General features: G+C 37.7%; 9 protein-coding genes. 5 read left to right on the plus strand and 4 right to left on the minus strand.

Annotation, left to right across the window (positions count from 1 at the left end; all coding sequences use genetic code 11):
* The first annotated feature begins 4 nt into the window (after positions 1–4).
* Positions 5–652 (plus strand): MBL fold metallo-hydrolase, encoded by a 648-nt coding sequence (locus ACPEH5_RS05225; RefSeq protein ID WP_071547892.1) that lies wholly within the window; start codon positions 5–7, stop codon positions 650–652.
* A gap of 222 nt (positions 653–874) precedes the next feature.
* On the plus strand, positions 875–11,407 hold the full coding sequence (locus tag ACPEH5_RS05230) for an anthrax toxin-like adenylyl cyclase domain-containing protein (protein WP_423727024.1): 10,533 nt from the start codon (positions 875–877) through the stop codon (positions 11,405–11,407).
* A 132-nt stretch (positions 11,408–11,539) separates the two neighbouring features.
* On the opposite strand, the gene ACPEH5_RS05235 is transcribed toward ACPEH5_RS05230, so the two are convergent.
* The 4 genes from ACPEH5_RS05235 to pncB all read right to left on the minus strand — a co-directional run bounded on the left by ACPEH5_RS05235 (position 11,540) and on the right by pncB (position 17,911).
* On the minus strand, positions 11,540–12,730 hold the full coding sequence (locus ACPEH5_RS05235) for an amino acid aminotransferase (protein ID WP_042846458.1): 1,191 nt from the start codon (positions 12,728–12,730) through the stop codon (positions 11,540–11,542).
* A 407-nt stretch (positions 12,731–13,137) separates the two neighbouring features.
* Positions 13,138–14,244, minus strand: coding sequence for a porin (locus ACPEH5_RS05240; RefSeq protein WP_166686790.1), 1,107 nt, complete (start codon positions 14,242–14,244; stop codon positions 13,138–13,140).
* Between the two features lie 570 nt (positions 14,245–14,814).
* Positions 14,815–16,215, minus strand: a complete 1,401-nt coding sequence (gene asnS / locus ACPEH5_RS05245; RefSeq protein WP_281110649.1) for an asparagine--tRNA ligase — start codon at positions 16,213–16,215, stop codon at positions 14,815–14,817.
* Between the two features lie 490 nt (positions 16,216–16,705).
* Positions 16,706–17,911, minus strand: a complete 1,206-nt coding sequence (gene pncB, locus ACPEH5_RS05250; protein WP_042846454.1) for a nicotinate phosphoribosyltransferase — start codon at positions 17,909–17,911, stop codon at positions 16,706–16,708.
* 552 nt (positions 17,912–18,463) lie between these two features.
* Between pncB and pepN the strand changes: the two genes are divergently transcribed.
* From pepN to ACPEH5_RS05265, 3 genes are all read left to right on the plus strand, one after another.
* The gene (gene pepN / locus ACPEH5_RS05255; RefSeq protein ID WP_131680710.1) at positions 18,464–21,082 is read left to right on the plus strand and encodes an aminopeptidase N; all 2,619 of its coding nucleotides are present in this window, start codon (positions 18,464–18,466) and stop codon (positions 21,080–21,082) included.
* Between the two features lie 658 nt (positions 21,083–21,740).
* Positions 21,741–22,751, plus strand: coding sequence for a quinone-dependent dihydroorotate dehydrogenase (gene pyrD, locus ACPEH5_RS05260; RefSeq protein ID WP_042846451.1), 1,011 nt, complete (start codon positions 21,741–21,743; stop codon positions 22,749–22,751).
* Between the two features lie 280 nt (positions 22,752–23,031).
* The gene (locus ACPEH5_RS05265; RefSeq protein ID WP_042846450.1) at positions 23,032–23,577 is read left to right on the plus strand and encodes a cell division protein ZapC; all 546 of its coding nucleotides are present in this window, start codon (positions 23,032–23,034) and stop codon (positions 23,575–23,577) included.
* Positions 23,578–23,635 lie beyond the last annotated feature (58 nt).

Below are 23,635 nucleotides of genomic sequence, written 5' to 3' on the forward strand. Positions count from 1 at the left end.
CCCGATGAAATATACTATTATCCCAGTAACACCATTTATGCAAAACTGTCAGGTTATTTGGGATGAAAATACGTTAGAAGCGGTTGTGGTTGACCCCGGCGGTGAGGCAGAAAAAATTATTTCTGCCATTGAAAGTCGAGGGCTAAAGTTAACTAAAATTCTGCTTACCCACGGTCATTCTGACCATATCGGTGCTTCAGCGATACTTTCCAAACATTTCTCTGTGCCTATTTATGGGCCACAAAAAGAAGACGCGTTTTGGATTGAAAATCTTGCTGAGCAAAATGCCATGTTTTATATAGGGGAATGTCCTGATTTTACGCCTGACTATTGGCTAGAAGAAGGGGATACAGTCACTTGTGGTGGCATTTCATTTGATGTGTTGCATTGCCCAGGGCATACACCCGGTCATATTATTTTTGTGAATCACAATGATAAGCTAATTTCAATGGGTGATGTGTTATTTAAGGGTGGGGTAGGTCGCAGTGATTTCCCTCGTGGTAATCACCAAGATTTAATCTCATCAATTAAAACTAAAGTACTGCCTTTAGGTGACGATTACCAGTTTATACCGGGGCATGGGCCAATGTCTAATTTAGGTTTTGAACGCAAAACCAACCCTTTCTTACAAGATGAATTACCTGTTTGGTAATTAACAAAAATAGTCATTCCTTCCTAATTTAAAAACATACCCTAAGAATTGGGTATGTTTTTTATAGTTAATTATCATTGATAATTACCCTATGTTAATTTTTTACTATCCGAAACATTTTATCCGAATGTTTCATATTGATATGGTTATTAATAAATTACTTTGTTAATTTAAATATTAATTTCAATAACATACATTAATTATTAATTAAAGGGAATTATTATGAAAGTAGAAAATACAGATGTGAATTTTAATCAATATGTATTATATGACTATGTTAATGATACTGAAAATCATGATTTGTTTATTAAGTTAATAAATAATAATGGTATATCTCATTCTAGTTTCTCAGGGTATGGCTATGGGCTAACGGATGAGTTTTTAGTTTACAGCATGAATAATCAAGGTGGTAAATATATCGAGCAATTAAATGAACTTTATTCTATTATAAATTCAAATGATGAGAATTTACCCCCGTTAGATAAAGCTAGAAATGATGCCTTGAAGTTACATGCTAAATCATTATTTAATGAGCATGTATCAGATGTAATTAAAAAACAGCTTTCATATATAAAATCAGTACGTCATTATAATTATATTTATAACTTTAAATATGAAGAGATTAATAGACGTAGTTTTGTTAAATATATTAATGATATTGTCAATACAAATTATGCTGTTAGCAAAAGTATGTATGGTAGAGAGGCTAATTATTATAATTATTTGGCAGAGTTACAAAAATTAAAAATTAAAATTTATACAGATGCGCTTTTGGCTGATGCTGATAGTGATTTCTTCAAAACAAAGGCAGGGAAAGATATCGCATCAGATGAGCTTTTTATAAAGCTAAAAGATAAACTTAGCATTGGGGGGAAAAATCTAGCATCGAGTTTTACTACTGATGATGCCAAAATATTCATTAATACAATATCAGAGGTTATTCAAAGAGATAATTATTTAGAGTTAGAAGACAATAGGAATGGTAAAGGTGTTCAGGTAGTTGATAGTAAGAACTTTACGACACACTTAGCTAATGAAACCACATTGAGTCGCTTTAAAGAAAAAATCTACTCACATATAAATACAAGCAATCAACCACTGTTAATTAAGTTTTGTTCAGCTAGCCATGCAATGGCGATATCCATAATTTATGATCAAAAAACAAAGGTGTGGACATATAAATTCTTTGATCCTGATACTGGAGTCATGACATTTAACAAAAAAGACAGTTTTATTTCTTATATCGATACATTTGTAAAAATTAATGCAGATAAATATAGGTTTAGTAAGGTTAAGAATAATGATTATAAAATTAGAACATTTTCATTTAACCCTAGTGACAGTATCGGAAGGCCATTTCAACTGAAGGAATTAAATAATCGAGATAAACTAATTACGGAAAATACGCTATTAGTAAAAAGAAAATTGGCATACATTAGTAGTGATCAAAAATGTAAATTAACCTATGTGGAATTTAATCAAAAAAATCAAATAGCTAAACTAAAGGTTACACTGAACGGAAAGACATCATTCATTTATACTGATATTTTAAATAGCGGTGAGCTTACTAAAATAATTGAGGATAATGTAAATGCATTATCAAAAATTAATAGTGATAAATTTATTAGCCAAGATGATTATCAAGTTTACTTAGTAAGTAAACAATTTGATATAAATGCTTTTTCACCACCTCAACAAGAGGGTGATAGAGATTATAAAAGTGTCAATTTGCACCTTATTCCACGTATGGGTGACCAACCAACCATAGCTACGGGGGTCCCAGAAAACCACCAAAAAGCGATTAATAAAGTTGCGGATAAATATAATATTACCATTGGTATTCGGCCTGTTGACCATAAATCGGCTAGTTTAATCGAATCAGGCATATACAGTAGTAAGGGATTAACAATTAAAGGTAAAAGTTCTGACTGGGGCCCACACAGTGGTTTTATTCCAGTTTTGCAGCAGTTCTCTAAGAAATCGGGTCGAGATGAGCAAAGCAAATATAATGACTATGTGCAACAGTCTATTGATAAAAAGCATGCAATAGCGGTTCCCCTTGAAATTAGTTCGGAACGGATTAATGAATTAATTAACTATAAAACCATCACGCCACTAATTGATACAGATGATGGGGATTACAAGAAAACTAGCTCAACTATTGATGGGGAAGAACATACCTTTTTATTAAAAAAAAGCCCTTCAGGAAAAGGTAATATTTGGCAGGTTTCTTATCAAGAAAATAATGAAATTAAACCTTTTCTTGTGATAGGTGATCCTAAAACGGGTAAGGCAATGACGGCTGATTATGATATTTTTAGCATTATCTTCCCAATTTCAGAGTTAGAGCATTATGTTAAAGTTACGGAAATGCCTGATTGGCAAGAATGGAAAGCGAGTGTAAATTATGAGGAGTTAACGCCAGCTCAAAAGAGACTGTATAATAATGAGGCAGAATATAATAAGAAAGAAGGGAAAGAAAATGGCATTATCAATAATAGAATAAAAGAGGTTAATAGGCAGCTTAATAGAGAGCTAGGGAGAACTGAGGGCTTTGAATTAGTTCATCATGGTTCTGATGATGCAAACCCCGTGAGTGTGATGAAGGATAACTTCCCTATTACCTTCTTTTTACCTGAGAGTTTAAAAGGGAAAAATAAGTTGTCGGGAACAACTCAACCTATTGATACTTATTTTGAGATGAACCCTCATGGTGCCATCATTATTAATGATGTCGAACAGTTGTCTAATTTTCAGCAGTTATTAATTAATCAAGGCTATCGAGCACCATTAAATAGAAAATGGAGCGAAGGTGAGAACGGTAGGTTATTTGAACCTAAAAGAAAAAAATCGGAAGGGTATATTGTAAACCATGGTGAGATTAAAAGAAAAAAAAGCATCTCAATATTTAATGATAAGATAGATCAGAATTTAGATAACAGTGAACAAACCTCAGATAGAATAATACCAAACTCAGATAACAGTGAACAAACTTCAGATAGAATAATACCAAACTCAGATAACAGTGAACAAACCTCAGATAGAATAATACCAAACTCAGATAACAGTGAACAAACCTCAGATAGAATAATACCAAACTCAGATAACAGCGAACAAACCTCAGATAAAATAATACCAAACTCAGATAACAACGAACAAATCTCAGATAAAATAATACCGAGTTCAGATAATCATGAGCAAGGCTCAACGGATAACAAAGTAGATAAGGCGCTAATTGTTAATAGGCGTAGGTATATGGAAGGCGTATTCGGAAAAGCGGTTGTTGGATTAGATAATGACTTTTCTGATATACATGAAAATAATTTTAATGGTAGCCATCATGCGTCTCTAGCTGGTGACTTGGCTTCAAAGGCGCACTCAATTAATACCTGGTGTGACCCTATTAAGGTGTATCATAAATTAACGGCAATTAACATTGAATCTAGGAATAATAAACAGGCAAACCCTACAGCATATGACCATAACGTTATTATTCAATTACAAGGGGATAAAGTTTCAGCGGATGTGGTAGCTAAAGCTCTCTCAAAACACCCCGACAATAGTACAGTGATTCAATACGATTTAGGTAGTCGAAAACATAAGGTATTATATGGCTCTCTAAAAAAAATAACTACAGGGAAAGTACGCTGGATAACCATTGGGCATGGTTCTTATTTTGATGATGGAGAACCTACCTTATATGCAGAAAGGAGTGCAAAGAAATATACAGATGCGATGGTCTATTTGAAAAAGAAAGTATTGAAAAATACGGTCCCCGATAAACTAGTACTAATGGGGTGCAATTTAGGTAGGGGAGGAATATATGAAAACTTTGCATTAAAGGCTACAAATCTATTTGCTAATAATAAGATGAATATGCCAATAGTTGCATATAATCGAAGTATAACCAATTATAATTATGGGCATAAAATGGTTGTGGAGGGGGAACGTAATTCCATTAGAAATAGTACTAAGGGTTATAAATTTATATATCAATATGATCTTAATACAGGGCAAGTAAAAATAAATGGAAAATCTAGTACATTATATTTTATTAATGAGCTACGTCGAGGAGAATTAAAACTATCGCAATTAAATAACTATGTTGAACCAGACCCAATGAAAATATTTAGGCTTTCATCATTCAAAGATTTAGATTTTTCTCTAATAAAAAAAATAATCTATAACCCTCAAGCTTATCAACTTTTTGTTGATGAATTAAAACAGCATAATCAGGAGTTACCTAGCGATTTTCATTCACACTTCACTAAAAAATTAAATGACTTAGGGATTAAATCAACACCTATATGGCCTACGGTTAATCGAGATAGTATAGCGCATCAAGCACATTTACAATCTCATTTGCAGAAGGACACCTCAACATTTTCTATTATTGTGCGCGCTACTGAGGATCTAAAGGGAAAGGTGCAAGCAGAGCGGTTAGCAGGTAAAAACCCAGAAAACACACTAATTTTGCAAGCGGACACAGATAATAAAATCTGGGCGGTAGAATACGGGGAAAATAATATTCTTTCACTACTAGAAAGCGGTAAAGCAGTAAAGTGGGTTATTATCGCTAATGATGGGGTAAAGAATAAACCAATCGATGGCTTGTTCTCGGTTCTTACGGAGGTAAAGGAAAAATATCCATTTACAGCAGAGGAGAGTATGTCGCTCCACGCTATAAATAAACAAAAAATAAAAATTACGAGTAGCTTATTTATAGAGCTTGATCAGCGAAAGGGGACTGCTGCCGAGCAACTAGTGGGGGTAATGCACCAAGAGACACCAACGGTAAAAAACTATTTAGATACAAAACATCATCAACAAGTTCAATCTTTAATAGAGAAAATAGCGTCAAAAGATATCAGTTTGGAGCATGTTCGTTTGGCAGAACACCCTTATTTAGTGAGTTACTTTGACGATGCGTACGGCCAATTTAGTGCAGATAAGCTGAAAATAGCACTATATGATCCATTAATAGCCCCAAAAGTTAACCATTACCTGAGCAATGATACAACTGAAAATAAAGCTCACTGGGACAATTTATTTGAGGCTCGTCTGTCTACGGATTTACAACAGCAAGCTAAAGATACACTTACTATTTTGCATGCGATACAGGATGACCCATCTGTATTACATCATTTAAGCGAAAAATCATGTTTACAATTGAAAGCGATATTTCCTGCCATTAATGATTTTGATCGTGGCAAAGTCACTGCGTTAGCTAAAGATGTAAATGCATTTTCATTAATGTCCGATGACCTTAATTCATTTTTAAGGCTTAACCAGGATAATTTTGAAGGGGAAAACGCTCCATTAAAAGGAACTTCATTTGCAGAGGCATTACATAAACATCAAGTTGAGCGTCATCAGCGGTTACAGCAATATAATGAACTGTGTAATCAGATGCGTAAGTGGTCTGCTGATAGCCAAGTGAATATGATTAACTATGATAGGTTAAGACGTAAAGGAGATGCAGCAGGTTTTGACCGAAAGATGGGGTTAATTTATACCGTTGAGTCTCAGTTAGGGGATGAAAACTCGGCGAGAAATCTTATTGAGTGGCAAATTAAGCTAGAACAGAAACGTTATAATGGAGCCCTAACCGAGGGGGAAACCGAGTTACTTAATGAAATAAAGCGCTATTCAAATAATATTGTAGATGGGTTTGATAATAAGGGAGAGAAACATGCTAGGCAGCCTATTAAATATGTATTATCAGCCAATAATAATTCTTACCATTCTCGGGGGCATTCACTTTTATTCCTTCAAGGTAAGAACACAACATATACTATTCAATATACGACCCGCGGTAACATTCATGAATACCGTTTACTTGATCCTAATGGTTTACAACTCTGTATTCGTAATGAACAACGTTCTTTAGCAGCAAAATTATTTGCTAAGCAAGTCAATAGTTATTTTAACGAAAATGTAAGTTTACTTAATGGAGAGACTATAACTCGGGGCCAACAGGCAGGCTTTGGAGAGGGAAGTGATAAAAATGGTAAGTTTTATTCGGCAGATATGCAATTTATTGCACTTGATGATAACAGTATCAAGCGTATACCTCATGATTATGAGCAGTATAGAAAGAACGTAACTGCACTTATTAATTCTGTCGCTATTGCTGATAAAAACAGTTGGGTGAATTTTAATGGTGAAAAAATTGCCTTGGCAAGGTTACAAAACTTAGGGGTGACTATTGATGGTCAACTTATTACTGCAGATCATACAAAAAAAAATGGTTGGCAGAAAAAAGTGCGATTTCATCCCGAAAAGCTTGCGGCTGAATTAACATTAGTTGATGGAAATGAATCGGACCTTGTTTTGCTCAGGATTCTTCATCAGCAATTAGGCGATGTAGATCATATTCCTATCACAGATAATAACGCTGGTTTTCGAGACAGCGCGGTATTGAAAAAGCAGTTGAAGTATATTGCAAGAAACATCGACCCTAATGTGTCTAAATTGACACCGGAGATGATTGAGAACTTAAGAGCGTTAGGAACTAAGTTACCGCGTTTTCAACAAATAGGTAATCGGTTTGGCCAAGTAATGGGTGGAGTTGGTGCAGTACAAACATTAATTAGTATACATTTAATCTTGAAAAAATTAGATAACCCTGATTTAACGGATGAGGAATGTGCTGAGTTAGAAAAACAATTTTACCTTATTTGTGGTTCAGCAATTGCTAATTATGGAGACATGATTGTACAACCTATTTTATTAAATATAGCTAGTAAAGGGGGGGCAACATCGTTAATCCGTGGCAGAATTGCAGCGGGAACAGTGATTATATTTAATTTAGTCGGAATGGGGTTTGACGCTTACCAAGCGTATGACAGTTTATCTAAACTTGACCGTGTTTCAGATCCAAAACAGCGGCAAGATTTGATTGTTAATGCGACTTTTTCTATTGCCAGTTGTGTGTTAAATGGCATCACCGTTATTGGTGTCATAATTGGCTCTTCTACTATTCCCGTAGTGGGCCTTGTTGTTGGGGGCGTTTTACTGGTTTCTGGTTTGGTATATCAAGGTGCCCGCGCAGTTGAAAATATCAAAGAGGTAATTGATATTAGCTGGGATAGGGAACTGGAAGAAGGGCTTCGTGGTGCATTTGGTTTTGAACCTACCCTGCGTAGCCAGCAAGAAATGGCGATTGTGCATTACATAAAAGCATTTAAAAAATTAGATGTAGAGATGGATATAGACCTGTTTGAAAAAAGGTTTGTCCCAGCAGGTTTTGATCATCACTTGAGTATAATTGAAAAGCCGACTTATAAATCAGAAGAACGTTATTATCTTGTAGATACTAATAATAATTATTTTGGTGGTATGTGGTGGGGGGTACGTTTAAGTTTTTCGGATTATGTTTATCGTTATACCAAACGTGGAGCCCCTTCATTTACTTTCAGTGAAGCTGATTTTTTAATTAAAAATTATTCTTTGCAAGCCGATGGGAGGGTGAAAAGAGTTACTGGGCAAGAAGATAGAGTTGTATTTAGCAAAGTTCTCAAGGAGGTTACTGATGTTGTCCGTACTGGGACAGTAGCGTCTAATGAGGGCTATTGTTTTAACACAAACTATAAAAACCCATTATTTGATAAGTTTTTAGAAAAACATGGAATTCAAAAAAGTAATTTAACACAGAGTATAGAAAAGCAGCTTACAGCTTCGGATTATGAACAATTAAGTTTTTATTCTAAACAAACCGAGGTTGCTGCGCAAAAAAAATTCACTATCCGTAAATATGCAGACAACACCAATGAATATATTGAGAATAAACCTGGTATAATTGCGAATATTATAGATATTGATGAGACTAAGGGGAGTAGTTTTAATCTCGCAAATGGTGTTGATTATCTTATTGGAAGAGACGACAGAATGTATGCTCTTCAGGTGTTATCGGGTGAAAAGTATTTTGCTACAGGATCAAAGTCAGATTATTTTTACTTAAGGGATAATAGTTTAACATCATTGGAGTCAAATGATGGCAAAGTAACGAAGTTTCTAGATGGCCAATCAGGAAGCGACACTTTATTTATTGATAATTTGCCTAATGGCTATCATGTTTATATCGATTTAAGGATAAATAAGGTTGCGTATTTCTGCAGCGAGGAGTCTAAATCTAAATTTAAATATCAACATCAATTTATTGATGTTGTTGATGCTAAAAATATTGAAAATATTACTCTTATTGATAATACTAATGATATTATCCATGGCGATGATGAAAATAATAATATCAATGGCGGGTTAGGGGAAGATACGCTATATGGATATGGTGGAGATGACCGATTAGCGCTAACAAAAGGGAAAGCCATTGGTGGCAGTGGGATTGATAGTTACTTTATTAAACGGTTCGAATGGGCTTCTCATGTAGATGATCTTTATAAAACAAAAATGTCATATAATAAAAAAGCATTCCGAGTTGAAAAAGAACATTATATCAACCCTATTTATCAGGGGGGAAATAAAGGATTTCAAGCTAATGTTATTATTGAAGAGAATAGCGAGTCAGTGAGTTGGGTTGATCTTGAATACTCATTAAATGAAATTAAGGATATGTATATCAAGGGTAACGACCTTTACCTTAAAATACAGGTTGATGATTATAAGACAGATAAATATGTATTTGATAAGGTTAAGAGTGAAGTCACCATAAAATTAAATAATGTATATCGTGATATAGATGGGGTTCGTAAACGCAATCATAGTTATAACTTAAATACTAACGATGGTTTTGCCTTAATTAGTCAATTAGTTGACCTCCCAAAAGAAAATAATCCTGAACATACTATACGTGGAAAACTATTCAATGTGTTATATGTTCAAAATAATGATAAAACGCTATATTCAGGTGAAAAAAGTGTTTATATTGATGAAAGTAAAGATGAGATTGAAGTTAATAAAACACGAGTATATCACTCACCTAAATGGGGAAGGTTAGTATCAATAGGTAAAGCTAAGAATTTAACTTATACTGGAAGTGAAAAAAACAATATCCTCTCCCATATAGCATCGGGGAGCCATATAAAAGTCACATTGGGCCAAGATAGTTATCAAATAAATAAACTTGACGATAACAATGAAGATATTGTATTTGATTTTGCTAATGTCAAAGGCCATTTTACAGATCAAGATAAGGTTATTATTTTATTACCTACGGTAAATGGCTACCAACTACAAATGAATGGGCAAAAGCTTTTGCTCAAAGATAGGTTCGAAAAGACAACACTGAGCTTTCGTTTTCAGAATTTCGATGGGGGTATGAATAATGCGGTACTTATTCAAGATAAGTACAGTAATATGTTTTGTATCGACCTGAAGAGTGAAAATAGTGTCATTGCCCCTTCAAATCCCATTGCAAACAGCACCGATGGCGATGATACCATTAATATTCCAATGGGGTACCTTGGTAAAAAATTACTGATAAACGGCCAAGCAGGAAATGATATTATTCTTGATCATAGTGGGTTTAGTCGTGTGCTGATTGGTGGGGACGGTGATGATACGATAGCAGCCGTTTCAGGTAATAATGTGCTGTATGCTGGTTCAGGAATGAATTTTCTCTCGGGCGGAGATGGGGACGATTTATTACTCTCTGATTTTGGTTACGACACTTTAATGGGTAAGGAGGGCGATGATAACTATTTAATTGATTGTCGATATAGAGGGGTTGTTTATATCGAGGATCTTGAAGGGAAAAATAATATTCATTTACTGAATTTTGACTGTGAAAACATTACTGAAGGTGTGGATAATGGTGCTCTTTATCGCATTTATATATCAAAATCAGGCAAAATTATTAAAATAAAACAGCCATCTCTACAAGAAAATAAAGACGCTGTATGTCAGGTCTACATGTACCCTAAATTGCCGCATAAGTTGCAGGAATTAACAAAAGATGGGATGGAGCCTTTAGCTAAATACTTTGCAGATAGTTATTCCATCGCTGAAAAAACAGGGCAAAAAGGTCATTGGAAACTAGCAGATACATTAACTCATTTACTAAATGGAACGCCAGATGCTTTATTAGAGTCATTACATGTACCTACTAATGGCCCAACTATTTTAAACCCAAATTATGCTCGAACTCATTGGTCAATTAAGACTAAGGAAGGAAACTTAGTTGTTTTGGACCATACTGGGCATGGTCGGATAATTCAGGGGGGTAAAGGAGATAATAGGATAGTGACTTTAGGGGGCAATAACGTCCTCTTTGGTGGTCAAGGTAATGATATTCTCGCCGGGGGAGTTGATAAAGATTTATTGATCTCCGTTGCGGGTAACGACACCTTGTCTGGTGGGTTAGGTAATGATACTTATCTTGTTAATGGTTATGAAAGCAATACAACAGTGAAGATTGAGGATTTGGCTGGTCGTAATCAGGTTGTTTTGGTTAATTTTTATGTGACCCCAGTGATGGTACAGCAAATAGATTCATCAAAAACACTCAGTGTCTATGGATCATATACTGGTCGAAAAGTGGAGATTTATCATAGTAACCATTTAATGTCGATGACAGATGTAACAGATATAAAGTTCCGTAAGTGTGATGGGGACGAATGGAATGGGCAAGCTGAGAAAACGGTAGATAAGCTTATTCAGCTTTATGCTGAGTCACGTTTTGAATACGAAAGTACTTTTGAGGCAACGAATATGTCAGCCCACCTACGCAACCGTTGGGACCCTCTACCGTTTATGAACCGTTTATTAGAGGGGACGAGCGTATCAACCGCTAATTAGCTTTCAAATGATTAGAGGAATAAGCTTTAATATGATCGATTCCTCTTCAAAGTGAACCATACTCCTAAAAAAACACCCCAAAATTAGAACCCAATAAAATATGGGGCTAACTTGGGGTGTACTTTATGAGTTTTACAGTACTTTTACGATGGCTTCACACAGTGGAACCATGTTTTCCAGTGTTAAGCCTGCAACATTAATACGGCCAGAACTTACGGCGTAGATGCCAAATTCACTGCGTAGACGCTCTACTTGCTCTTTTGTGAGACCACTGAAGGAGAACATACCATTTTGGTTGATAATGAAGCTAAAGTCTTGTTTAGCGCCTTTCTCTTCCAATGTTTTAACCAGTAACTGACGCATACGTTTAATACGTTCACGCATTGCTGTTAGTTCTTGGACCCATTCTGCTTTTAAGGTATCGTCAGAAAGGATAGTGGTAACCACTGCTGCACCGTGAGCGGGTGGGTTAGAGTAGTTTGCACGAATAACCGCTTTTGCTTGGCTAAATGCGCGCTCTGCGTTGTCGCTGTCTTTAGCGATAATGGTGCAAGCACCGACACGCTCATTATATAAACCGAAGTTTTTAGAGTATGAGCTGGCGACAATCATTTCTGGGTTATTTTGGGTGAAAATGCGTAAGCCTTCAGCGTCTTCATCTAACCCTTTAGCAAAACCTTGATAGGCGAAGTCGAAAACAGGTAATAAGCCTTTTTCTGCACACAAGTTAGCCAGCTTCGACCATTGCTCAGCAGTTGGGTCAATCCCTGTTGGGTTATGGCAGCAACCATGTAGGACAATAACATCCCCTGCAACCGCAGTGGATAAGCTACTTAGCATGCCGTCGAAATCCATGCCATGTTTTGCTGCATCATAATAGTTGTAAGTTAATACTTCTAAGCCAGCGGCTTCAAAAATATTTTTATGGTTAGGCCATGTTGGGTTGCTGATCCAAACACGTTTTGCATTGGTTTGTTTAGCAATAAAGTCAGCTGCAATACGCAGGGCACCAGTGCCCCCAGGGGCTTGTGCAGTACGGGCACGTTTTGAGGTGACAATTTCATGTTGTGCACCGAATAACAGTTCTTGTGTTACACGGCCGAATTCTGGCATTCCGCTAATCGCAAGATAGTTTTTGGTGTTTTCGTTGTCTAGCAGGAATTTTTCTGCTTTTTTTACGGTATCAAGCACAGGGGTTTTCCCTGATTCGTCTTTATAGACGCCAATACCTAAGTTGATTTTATTGTCACGGGGATCAGCACGGAAACTATCAGCAAGACCTAAAATTGGGTCAGCGGGGGCAGAAGTAATTTTTTCAAACATGTTGTCGATTCCAAAGCTCTGTTGTGGTTACCCAATACAGTTCATAGCGTATGAAGGCATTAAGTGAGAATGCTTTTGGCTATCCTTGCTTGTAAAAAGCCCATACTGCTTGAAATAAAGGGTATAGCTGAAAACGGGTTTAGTCGAACGAGTCGAGTTATCAGGGTAACGTGAGAAAGGCGTTTTGCCAACCGTTTTGCGATAAATTGGCGAGATCTTGTGAGCTAGGTAGGAATTGCATGTAATCTAACCATAAATATCTATAAAGTTGGTGAATCAGTCTGTCTTGTCGATATAGTGGTTTGATTTATAAAAATTTAGTCAGCGTTTAAAGGCAAAAAAAGCAGCGCTGGAGCGCTGCTTGCAAAAACATGTTACCGTTTTCTAGTTTATCAGTTAACTGATAATTAGAATTGGTAGATCAGACCTAAACCAACTACGTTGTCTGTCATCAGACCGTATTCTTTGCTGAAGTCGTTGTCTTTTAACAGGTTGATTTTGTAATCAACAACTGCAGACATGTTTTTGTTGAAGTAGTAGTAAGAGCCAACAGAGATATATTTAACAATATCACCGTTCTCACCGTTTACGTTTTTAGCTTTAGATTGGTTATAACCTAAAGATGGTTTCAGACCGAAATCGAACAGGTACTGAGCCACTAACTCAACGTTTTCAGTTTTGTTAGCAATAGTGTGCTCATCACCGAAATGAGTTGTGTTTAGTGTTTGGCCGTACATCGCTGCTAAGTAAACATTGTTAGCATCGAATTTACCACCCACGTTCCATGCTTGAGCGCGGTCGCCAGTTGCACTGTTAACTGTTGTGCTACCATTAATTTTACCGGACTGTTGAGCAGGTGTACGTGAAGAGTTAGAGTAACCACCACCCAGTGTTACGCCCCAACCTAAGTCATAAGCTGCAGATAAACCGTAGCCGTCACCGTTGTTTTCCCAAGCGCTTTTACCACCTGATTTATTTTGGTCGCCGTTTTTACCTTGATATTGCAGAGCGAAGCTCAGGCCATCAACATAACCGAACATGTCGTTGTTACGGTAAGTTAACAGGTTACGGTTACGGCTTGTCATAAATGTATCTGACTGAGCCATAGTGTCGCCACCCCATAAAGGCATAACGTCGGTCCATGCGTTCGTGTCATAGATAACACCGTAGTTACGACCATAATCAACTGAACCGAAATCAGCAAATTTTAAACCAGCGTAAGCTAAACGGTTTTTATTGTCATTGTTGTTTTCAGTTTTGTTAGTTTTTGTTTCCCACTCGAAACGACCAAAACCAGTTAGTTGATCAGTGATTTGAGTATCACCTTTCAGACCTAAACGAACACGTGAATCATCACCATCTTCGCCGCTGTCGCCTTTAGCGAAGTAGTGACGAACGTCAACTTTACCGTAAACGTCTAATTTGTTGCCGTCTTTGTTGTATACTTCAGCTGCGTTTGCTGCACCAGCAGCTAACAGAGCTGGGATAACCATTGCAAGAATATTGCGTTTCATCATTATTATTACCCTCATTGGTGTTATTCGGACACCTGCCACTGCCAAAAATAATTCTCAAAAAATAATTGGAACTATTTATGAGAGATTAGTGTCGTCTATGTCGGCGACCAGTGTTCCATTGCTAAATAAATTTATCCACCCTCAAAGTGCTACAAAATCAAAGTTTCTGAAACAAATGGTAACAAGGTGTTTCAAAATGTAAAAAATAGAGTGAAAAATAACCACACATCGTACCAGTTTAAAAAATATTACAAAAAAGAGGGAACTTTTTCAAAAGATAATTTGAGCTTTTTTTGAGCAACTTAGGCCAGTTAAGTTGAAGATTTATGATTAGCAAAAAGCAAAAATATAATAAAAAAGCAGATTATTCTTAGCGGTAGCAGGCAGTGCGTTACTTTACGGATAATTATAAGGTATTAAGGGGAAAGTTGTGATCTACTTAATATTTTACTGTAATTTAATGTAACGTATCGGAATGATTAGCCAATGAAAGCATTATTGAACAAAAAAGCGGACCAAAATATGTTTAGTCCGCTTTTTACATCATTATTGCACCAAAAAACGCAATTAGAATGCAGCGTTTCTAGGTGTACGAGGGAATGGGATCACCTCACGCACGTTACCAACACCAGTAACATAAGCCACTAAACGCTCAAAGCCAAGGCCGAAACCAGAGTGAGGCACAGTGCCATAACGGCGCAAATCACGATACCACCAGTAATCTTCTTTATTCATGCCCATTTCTTCAAGGCGTGCATCAAGCATATCAAGGCGTTCTTCACGTTGTGAACCACCGATGATTTCACCAATACCCGGTGCGAGAACGTCCATTGCAGCAACAGTTTTACCGTCTTCATTTAAGCGCATATAGAAAGCTTTGATGTCTTTCGGATAGTTTTTTACTACCACAGGCGCTTTAAAGTGCTGTTCAGCTAAGTAGCGCTCATGTTCAGATGACATATCGACACCCCAGTAAACTGGGTTTTCGAATTTCTGACCACAGGTTTCAAGGATTTTGATCGCGTTGGTGTAATCAACTTGGGCAAAATCAGAGTTAACAAAGCTTTCTAAGCGAGTGATAACGTCTTTATCGACACGTTGAGCAAAAAACTCTAAGTCGTCACGGCGTTCTTCAAGCGCGGCTTTAAAGGCGAATTTCAGCATTTTTTCTGCTAGGCCTGCAACATCATCTAAGTTAGCGAAAGCAACTTCAGGTTCAACCATCCAGAACTCAGCTAAGTGGCGGCTGGTATTGGAGTTTTCAGCACGGAAGGTTGGGCCAAAAGTGTACACTTTGCTCAGTGCAGTTGCATAGGCTTCACCATTTAACTGGCCTGAAACCGTTAAGAATGCTTCACGGCCAAAGAAGTCTTCACTGAAATCGACTTCGCCCTTGTCATTACGCGGCAAGTTATTGTAATCCAGTGTGGAGACACGGAACATTTCACCTGCGCCTTCGGTATCAGAGGCAGTAATGATTGGGGTTGAAACCCAGAAGTAACCTTGCTCATCAAAGAAACGATGTATCGCTTGTGCTAAGGTATGGCGCACGCGTGCAACCGCACCGATTAAATTGGTTCGAGGGCGTAGGTGTGCGGCTTCACGTAAGAATTCAACGCTATGGCGTTTCGCTGCCATAGGGTAAGTTTCAGGGTCTTCAACCCAACCAACCACCTTGACTGCGGTTGCATCAAGTTCAAAGGACTGCCCTTGGCCTTGAGACTCTTTTATAACGCCCGTAACCTGAACAGAACAACCCGTAGTTAGGTGCAGGACTTCATCATTATAATTAGGTAAGTTATTATTGATGATAGCCTGTAACGGATTAAAGCAAGAACCGTCATAAACGGCGAGGAAAGAAAAACCCGCTTTTGAATCTCTCCTTGTACGTACCCAGCCTTGAACGGTGACTTCTGTGCCTACCGCCACTCGGCCTTGCAGTACGTCGACTACAGGCGCTACTATCATATAATTCACTCTCTTCATATTAACAATATCTACTTTACTATCTCAATCCGTCATACTTCGAGCTGTAGATGCGTTGGCTTCACAAACTGACCCTAGTCACATACTTATGTATCCTCCTAGGGCCCAATTTGTTTGCCGTCTTTCTACAACTCGAATTATTTAGGATGCCATTCAAGCTGTATTAAATTCATTTTTTAATTGTATTGCGGTGTTGTTAGTTAAAGCGCAAAACAACCAGTGTATGATAAATAAAACAGTAAAGTAGGGGTATACTTACGAAATCCCATATTTCAGGGGCCAAAGCTCTATGTTACTTGCCATTTATTAGGAAACAAGTAAAAAATCACGATAAAATATTTCTGTTTAAGTGATGAGGATTTATCGAGCTTAAAAGCTATAGTAATAGTAAGTGAATAAAAGAAAAAGGGGTTTTAAAGCCCCGATAAGAAAAATGCCAATTCTTATTCAGAGCTTTAAGGTTGTTACGTGATTAGCAGGCTTTAGGAAGGTCAAACGCTTTTCTCAGTTGGTTAACGAACTCATCATCTTCGCAAATCGTTTTACCTGGGCTATCAGATAACTTAGCAACCGGTTTACCGTTACATTCCACTAATTTAATCACGATATTCAGTGGCGTAACATGGGGAATATTACAGGTTAGGCGCGTACCAATACCAAATACAAGATTAACCCGCTTGTGGAAATAGCGGTATAACTCCAGTGCTTTTTGTAGATCTAGGCTGTCTGAAAACACCAAAGTTTTACTCATTGGGTCAATACCTAACTTCTCATAATGAGCGATTGCTTTTTCGCCCCATTCGATAGGGTCCCCTGAATCATGGCGTAACCCTTGATAGCGTTTGGCGAAATTAGCATCAAAATCACGTAGGAAAGCATCCATCGTGATGCAGTCCGTTAAGGCAACCCCGAGGTGATTAGGGTATTCATCTAACCAAATTTGCAAAGCCTCACGCTGGCTATTTGCTAACTCAGGGCTGATTTGCTGGTGCGCTTGGAACCATTCGTGGGCTTGGGTTCCTACTGGCGCAAGATCTAGCTCATGCGCGAGCTTGTAATTACTGGTGCCAACAAGGTAAGGGAATTCCTGTTTCAACATAGCCACAATGGCTGATTGGACACCGTATGAGAAGCGGCGCCGCGTCCCAAAGTCCATCAGCTTAAAGCCGGATAGGTCAAGTTGGTGCTCGTCAGCTTGTTGGTAAAAAACATCTAACAGTTTTTTCAGTTGTTGGACCGCATCATCAGTTGTGATGTTTGGGTGCCTATCTCGTTGCACGATTTCACTTACTAGGGCAAGAAGAGGAACTTCCCACATAATCACTTCGCGCCAAGGGCCACTAATGCGTATTGCCAGTTGCCCTTCGTCAGTCACACTAACAACCACTTGTTGTGGGTTAAAACGAAATGATTTTAGCCATGTAAGATAGTCTTCATGGAAAAAAGGTAAGCGGCGGAGAAAATTTAATTCATCATCAGTCAGTGATAGTTTTGCCATCTGCTGGATTTGTTGCCTGATTTCAGTAGCGTAGCTACCTAATATATCGCTACTACGGCAGCGAAACTCAGCGACAACCGGTACCTGATGATAACGGTGGAAAACGGCCTGCTGCATATGAAGCTTATAAGCGTCGGTATCAAGCAGTGATGTAATAATTGGTGTAGCGTCTAAGTTCATGGCACGCAGACATCCTCGCGGAGCTTATCTTTATAACTAAGGCTGTTTGTTTTTATAGGGATAACTCACAGAGTTTAAACTTGAAATTCACCCCATTAAAAAAACAAAATAAAACAGCACGTAGCAATTAGCTAAATCGTTAAAGTTGCAAAAGTATACCCACTTTACCAAAAGATAGAAGCGTTATTCTACCTGTCTGTTTTAAGAGAGCATTCGCAAGCTCAATTCACGCATTCGCTTTTATGTAAAGTAGTTAAATCAGGTAAATACATTTCAGTCATACCGTATCTCGTCATTACATACAAAAGCATTAATCACGAAAAGATACTAACATGCTATAAAATATTTGATAGTGCTATAGCACCAACAAACAAACGATTGTGTAACAAAATTAGCTAGGGTGAGAAATAGAAAGGTAACATCAATATTAAAATGGATAACACATTATGATGAAAATGTTTCTCAAATCCATTCACATTATTGTGTCTTATAGTATTGTATGAAGTAACGAAGCAGTACGATATCGGATATAACAAATTAGAAAGGTTACATATGACCCAGTTAAGACAAGCGAAATACCGTCAAGATTATCAATCCCCCGATTATACCATTACAGCGATTGACCTCGATTTTAATCTTGACCCTGTAAAGACGGTTGTGACAGCAACTAGTCAGGTAAAACGCCTTAATGCGCAGTCATCAACGCTTGAGCTCAATGGTGAAAACTTATCGTTAATTAGTCTCGAAATAGAGGGTAAAGCATGGGAAAACTATCACGAAGTTGATGGTAAGTTAGTGATTGAAGCACTACCAGAATCTTTTACCTTGCGTATTGTGAATGAAATTAGCCCTGAAAAAAATACTGCATTAGAAGGTTTGTATGTTTCTGGTGATGCTTTATGTACCCAATGCGAAGCAGAAGGTTTCCGCCATATTACGTATTACCAAGACCGGCCAGATGTTTTAGCGCGCTATACCACAACAATTACCGCGGATAAGTCTCGCTACCCTTATTTACTTTCAAATGGTAACCGTATTGCAGAAGGTGAATTAGAAGGCGGGCGTCATTGGGTTAAATGGGAAGATCCCTTCCCAAAACCAAGTTATTTATTTGCCGTCGTTGCCGGTGATTTTGATGTTTTAAAAGATGTGTTTATTACGCGCAGTGGCCGCGAAGTGGCGTTAGAACTGTTTGTTGATAAAGGCAATTTAGACCGCGCACCTTGGGCAATGCAGTCTCTGAAAAATGCAATGAAGTGGGATGAAGAGCGTTTTGGCTTAGAGTATGACCTTGATATCTATATGATTGTTGCTGTTGATTTCTTCAATATGGGTGCAATGGAAAATAAAGGTCTTAACGTTTTTAATTCTAAATATGTATTAGCTAAAAGCGAGACAGCAACAGATAAAGATTATCTCAATATCGAGTCAGTCATTGGGCATGAATATTTCCATAATTGGACAGGTAACCGAATCACTTGTCGTGATTGGTTCCAGTTAAGCTTAAAAGAAGGGTTAACGGTTTTCCGTGACCAAGAATTTAGTTCTGACTTAGGTTCCCGCTCTGTTAACCGCATTAACAATGTAAAAGTGATGCGATCAGCCCAATTCGCTGAAGATTCAAGCCCAATGGCGCACCCAATTCGCCCAGACAAAGTGATCGAAATGAATAATTTCTATACGTTGACTGTGTACGAAAAGGGCTCCGAAGTGATCCGTATGATCCATACCCTGTTGGGCGAAGAAATGTTCCAAGCCGGTATGCAACTTTATATTCATCGCCATGATGGTAGTGCAGCAACTTGTGATGATTTTGTACAAGCAATGGAAGATGCTTCAAATGTCGATTTATCACTATTTCGCCGTTGGTACAGCCAATCAGGTACACCAATACTTACGGTACGAGATGAATATTCAGCAGAAAAACAACAGTATACCCTGCATGTGAAGCAAATGACGCCGCCAACGGCTGACCAAACTGAAAAATTGCCATTACATATCCCTTTAGATATTGAGCTATATGCTGAAGATGGTAGCGTGATTGCGTTAAAACGTGATGGTAGTGCTGTTAACTCTGTTTTAAATATTACTCAAGAGTCACAAACATTTGTATTTGATGAAGTGGCAAGCCGTCCGGTTCCTTCATTATTACGGGAGTTTTCTGCTCCAGTAAAACTGGATTATAACTATACCGATGAGCAACTTGCATTCTTGATGCAATATGCCAATAACGAGTTTTCCCGTTGGGATGCTGCTCAGCAACTGATTAATAACTACGTAAAAATTAATGTCGCTAACTATCAGAAAGGGGAAGAGTTAGTTTTACCTGAATCTGTCGTTGATGCATTTAGAGCGGTGTTATTGAGTGAATCAATTGACCCTGCGTTAGCAGCGTTGATCTTGACATTACCATCAGAAAGCGAACTTGCTGAACTGTTTGCCATTATTGACCCTGTCGCCATTCACGAGGTGCTGAACTTTATCCACCATAAACTTGCGGTAGACATGCAGGATGAGTTATTGGCTGTTTACCATTCGGTCAATATCACGGGTTATCGCGTTGATCATCAGGACATTGCCAAACGTGCATTACGTAATATTTGCCTCCAATATTTGGCTGCGGGTGATGACATTGAACTAGCGAATAAGTTAGTGCAAGAACAATACCAATCTGCGGATAATATGACCGATTCTCTTGCTGCATTAACGGCAGCGAATGAATCTCAGTTACCGTGTAAAGCACAGCTAATGGCTGATTTTGATGAACGCTGGCATCATGATGGCTTGGTGATGGATAAGTGGTTTACATTACAAGGGGCAAACCCATCGAAAGAGGTGCTATCGCATGTGCGTGAGCTGTTAAATCACCGTTCATTTAGCATGAGTAACCCAAATCGAGTAAGGTCGCTAGTAGGGGCATTTGCCGCGGGGAACCCAGTTAATTTCCATGCGGAAGATAGCAGCGGTTATCAGTTCCTATATGAGATCTTGGTTGATCTGAACACGCGTAATCCGCAGGTTGCATCAAGGTTGATCGAACCATTGATCCGTTTAAAACGTTATGACGAAAAGCGTCAGGCTCAAATGCGTAAAGTGCTTGAACAATTGAAAGCCCTAGATAACCTTTCTGGTGATTTATTTGAGAAAATCACCAAAGCATTAGAAAGCTAATTATTACGCCATTACACTATTTTTATATGATGGGCTAATGAGCGCTACTCAGAGGCGATAAGAAAGTAAAAATAGGCTTTTGGTTTAGAACTAAAGGGGAAGATTAACCGTCTTCCCCTTTTTAATTTTTGATTTTGCTATGGTTTATCAGTTTAATAATGTGAACTGTAAAAACTAAGCGATGATATGGTTTTTAGCTCGGCAAGCTTTTAACTTAGATGGGCGTTTTCCCTTATTTTAGTCATAAGGGGCTCGGTAGACGTTGAGTGGTAACTCATAATTTTCAGTCGTGATGACATAGTTTCTTCCCCCTGCTGGTGTGTTACTATAAGCTTTCCATCCAACAAATAGTTAGATGAATAATTTAATTATAAATCAATACGATACAAGTATTTTTGATGGGAGTGGTTGTTTCCCCAGAGTTTGAGTGAATTAAAGAGCCCTTTATTATTTGTTGTTATTAGAGGCACAAAACAGAATATATTGATCTTTTCATAGTAAAGTTGCCCCTAAATAGGGTAGTCTATTGCGCGTTTTATCCGACGAAAAATAGTTCGCACAGTTAAAACTCAACAAGAACCCTTTGGTGGGGGTTTTAGCATGCGCGGTATGATGTCTATTTTATTGAAACGCACTAGCAGAAAATAGGTTATTGGATATGCTATATCATCTTGCCCGAAAGGCACTATTCCAGTTCGACCCCGAAAAAGCACATGAATTGACTTTTCGCCAGCTTCAACGTTTGAACCATTCCCCTTTTCAATGCCTTATTCGTCAATCTGTTGCTACCAAACCAGTTCAATGCATGGGGCTTTCTTTTAAAAACCCCCTTGGCCTCGCAGCTGGTCTCGATAAAGATGGTGAATGTATCGATGCGTTTGGCGCAATGGGGTTTGGGTTTATTGAAATAGGGACTGTGACTCCCCGTCCTCAATCTGGTAATGATAAGCCAAGGTTATTCCGACTCGTTGAAGCTGAGGGTTTAATCAACCGAATGGGCTTTAATAATAAAGGTGTTGATAACCTCGTAGAGAATGTCAAAAAGGCTAATTACGGTGGAATTATTGGTATCAATATTGGTAAGAATAAAGATACACCGGTAGAACAAGGTAAAGATGATTATTTAATTTGCATGGATAAGGTATATGCCCATGCAGGCTATATTGCGATTAATATTTCCTCACCAAATACACCGGGCTTACGTACATTACAATACGGTGAGGCTCTCGATGATTTATTGAGTGGTATAAAAGCGAAGCAACTTGAGTTGCAATCATTACATCAAAAATATGTGCCAGTTGCGGTGAAAGTAGCGCCTGATTTATCTGAAGAAGAAATTATTCAAGTTACAGATAGCTTAGTGAGGCATAATATAGATGGGGTGATTGCTACAAATACAACGCTAGATCGCTCCCTCGTTCAGGGGTTAAACCATTGCAATGAAACGGGTGGGTTGAGTGGGCGGCCTGTACAATTAAAAAGTACGCAAGTTATTAAACTTATTTCACGTGAATTAAATGGTAAGTTACCAATAATTGGTGTGGGTGGAATTGATTCGCTTACAGCGGCGCGTGAAAAAATGGAAGCAGGCGCTTCATTAATTCAAATTTATTCTGGTTTTATTTACCATGGACCAAAATTAATTAAAGATATTGTCAATCATATCTAATAAATTGTAAATTTACTTAACAAGGGGGTTTCTTTATTCCCCCTTTTAAACTATATTGCTAATAGTGGCTATTTTTATATCAAATTGATATCAATTTTCAGTAAATTTGTTGTTTAGACAATGTAATATCCAGTTGCAATTAAACGACATGACTTAATCTATGAAAGCTTAATTTGTGAAAATTTAATCTATAAAAATTGCCGCAGAGTAAATTTAGGGAAGATCATTATGATGATCGTTCCTATTATATATTTACCGATAAATCGCTGAAGGATCGTTTATGAATATTAAACCTGATGATCATTGGCGTTGGTATTTTGATCATGACCATGACAGGGTGATGTTAGATCTCGCCAACGGCATGATATTTCGTTCATGTTTTCCCGCTAAAATGTTAACCGCATTTGCTCGTAGTGAAATGCCATTTAGCATTGAAGATGCAGGGGAATATTATTTATTTGATGAGCAAGCAAAGAGACTAAATATTACGCAAGAAGAAAGAGCGGAATTAGTCTTAAATAGCTTGGTTGCTTTTCGTTTTCTAAAACCACAGATGCCGAAAAGTTGGTATTTTTCTTCTTTTCATTATATTAATGCGCCTAAACAGGGGCAAATAATTCAGGTGTGTTTAGAAAATACCAGTCGTTATTTTTCATTTATTATTGCAGAAGCAGGCCCTTCAGCAAGCTTGTGTTTATTAGCTGAACCAGTTTTAGAATTACCCGATCGTACTTTAAGGTTTTGTGATCCAATTAAGATCATGAACGATCGTATGCTTGAGTATTCATCAAAGACGAAGCGGCAGTTATATGGCAACGTTATTTAGTTGATCGTCAGTGATCAAATAAAAAGAAAATGAATAAAAACTAAATGTCCGACTTAGA

The organism is Providencia sp. NPDC089933 (assembly GCF_049545585.1).
Lineage (GTDB): Bacteria > Pseudomonadota > Gammaproteobacteria > Enterobacterales > Enterobacteriaceae > Providencia > Providencia huashanensis.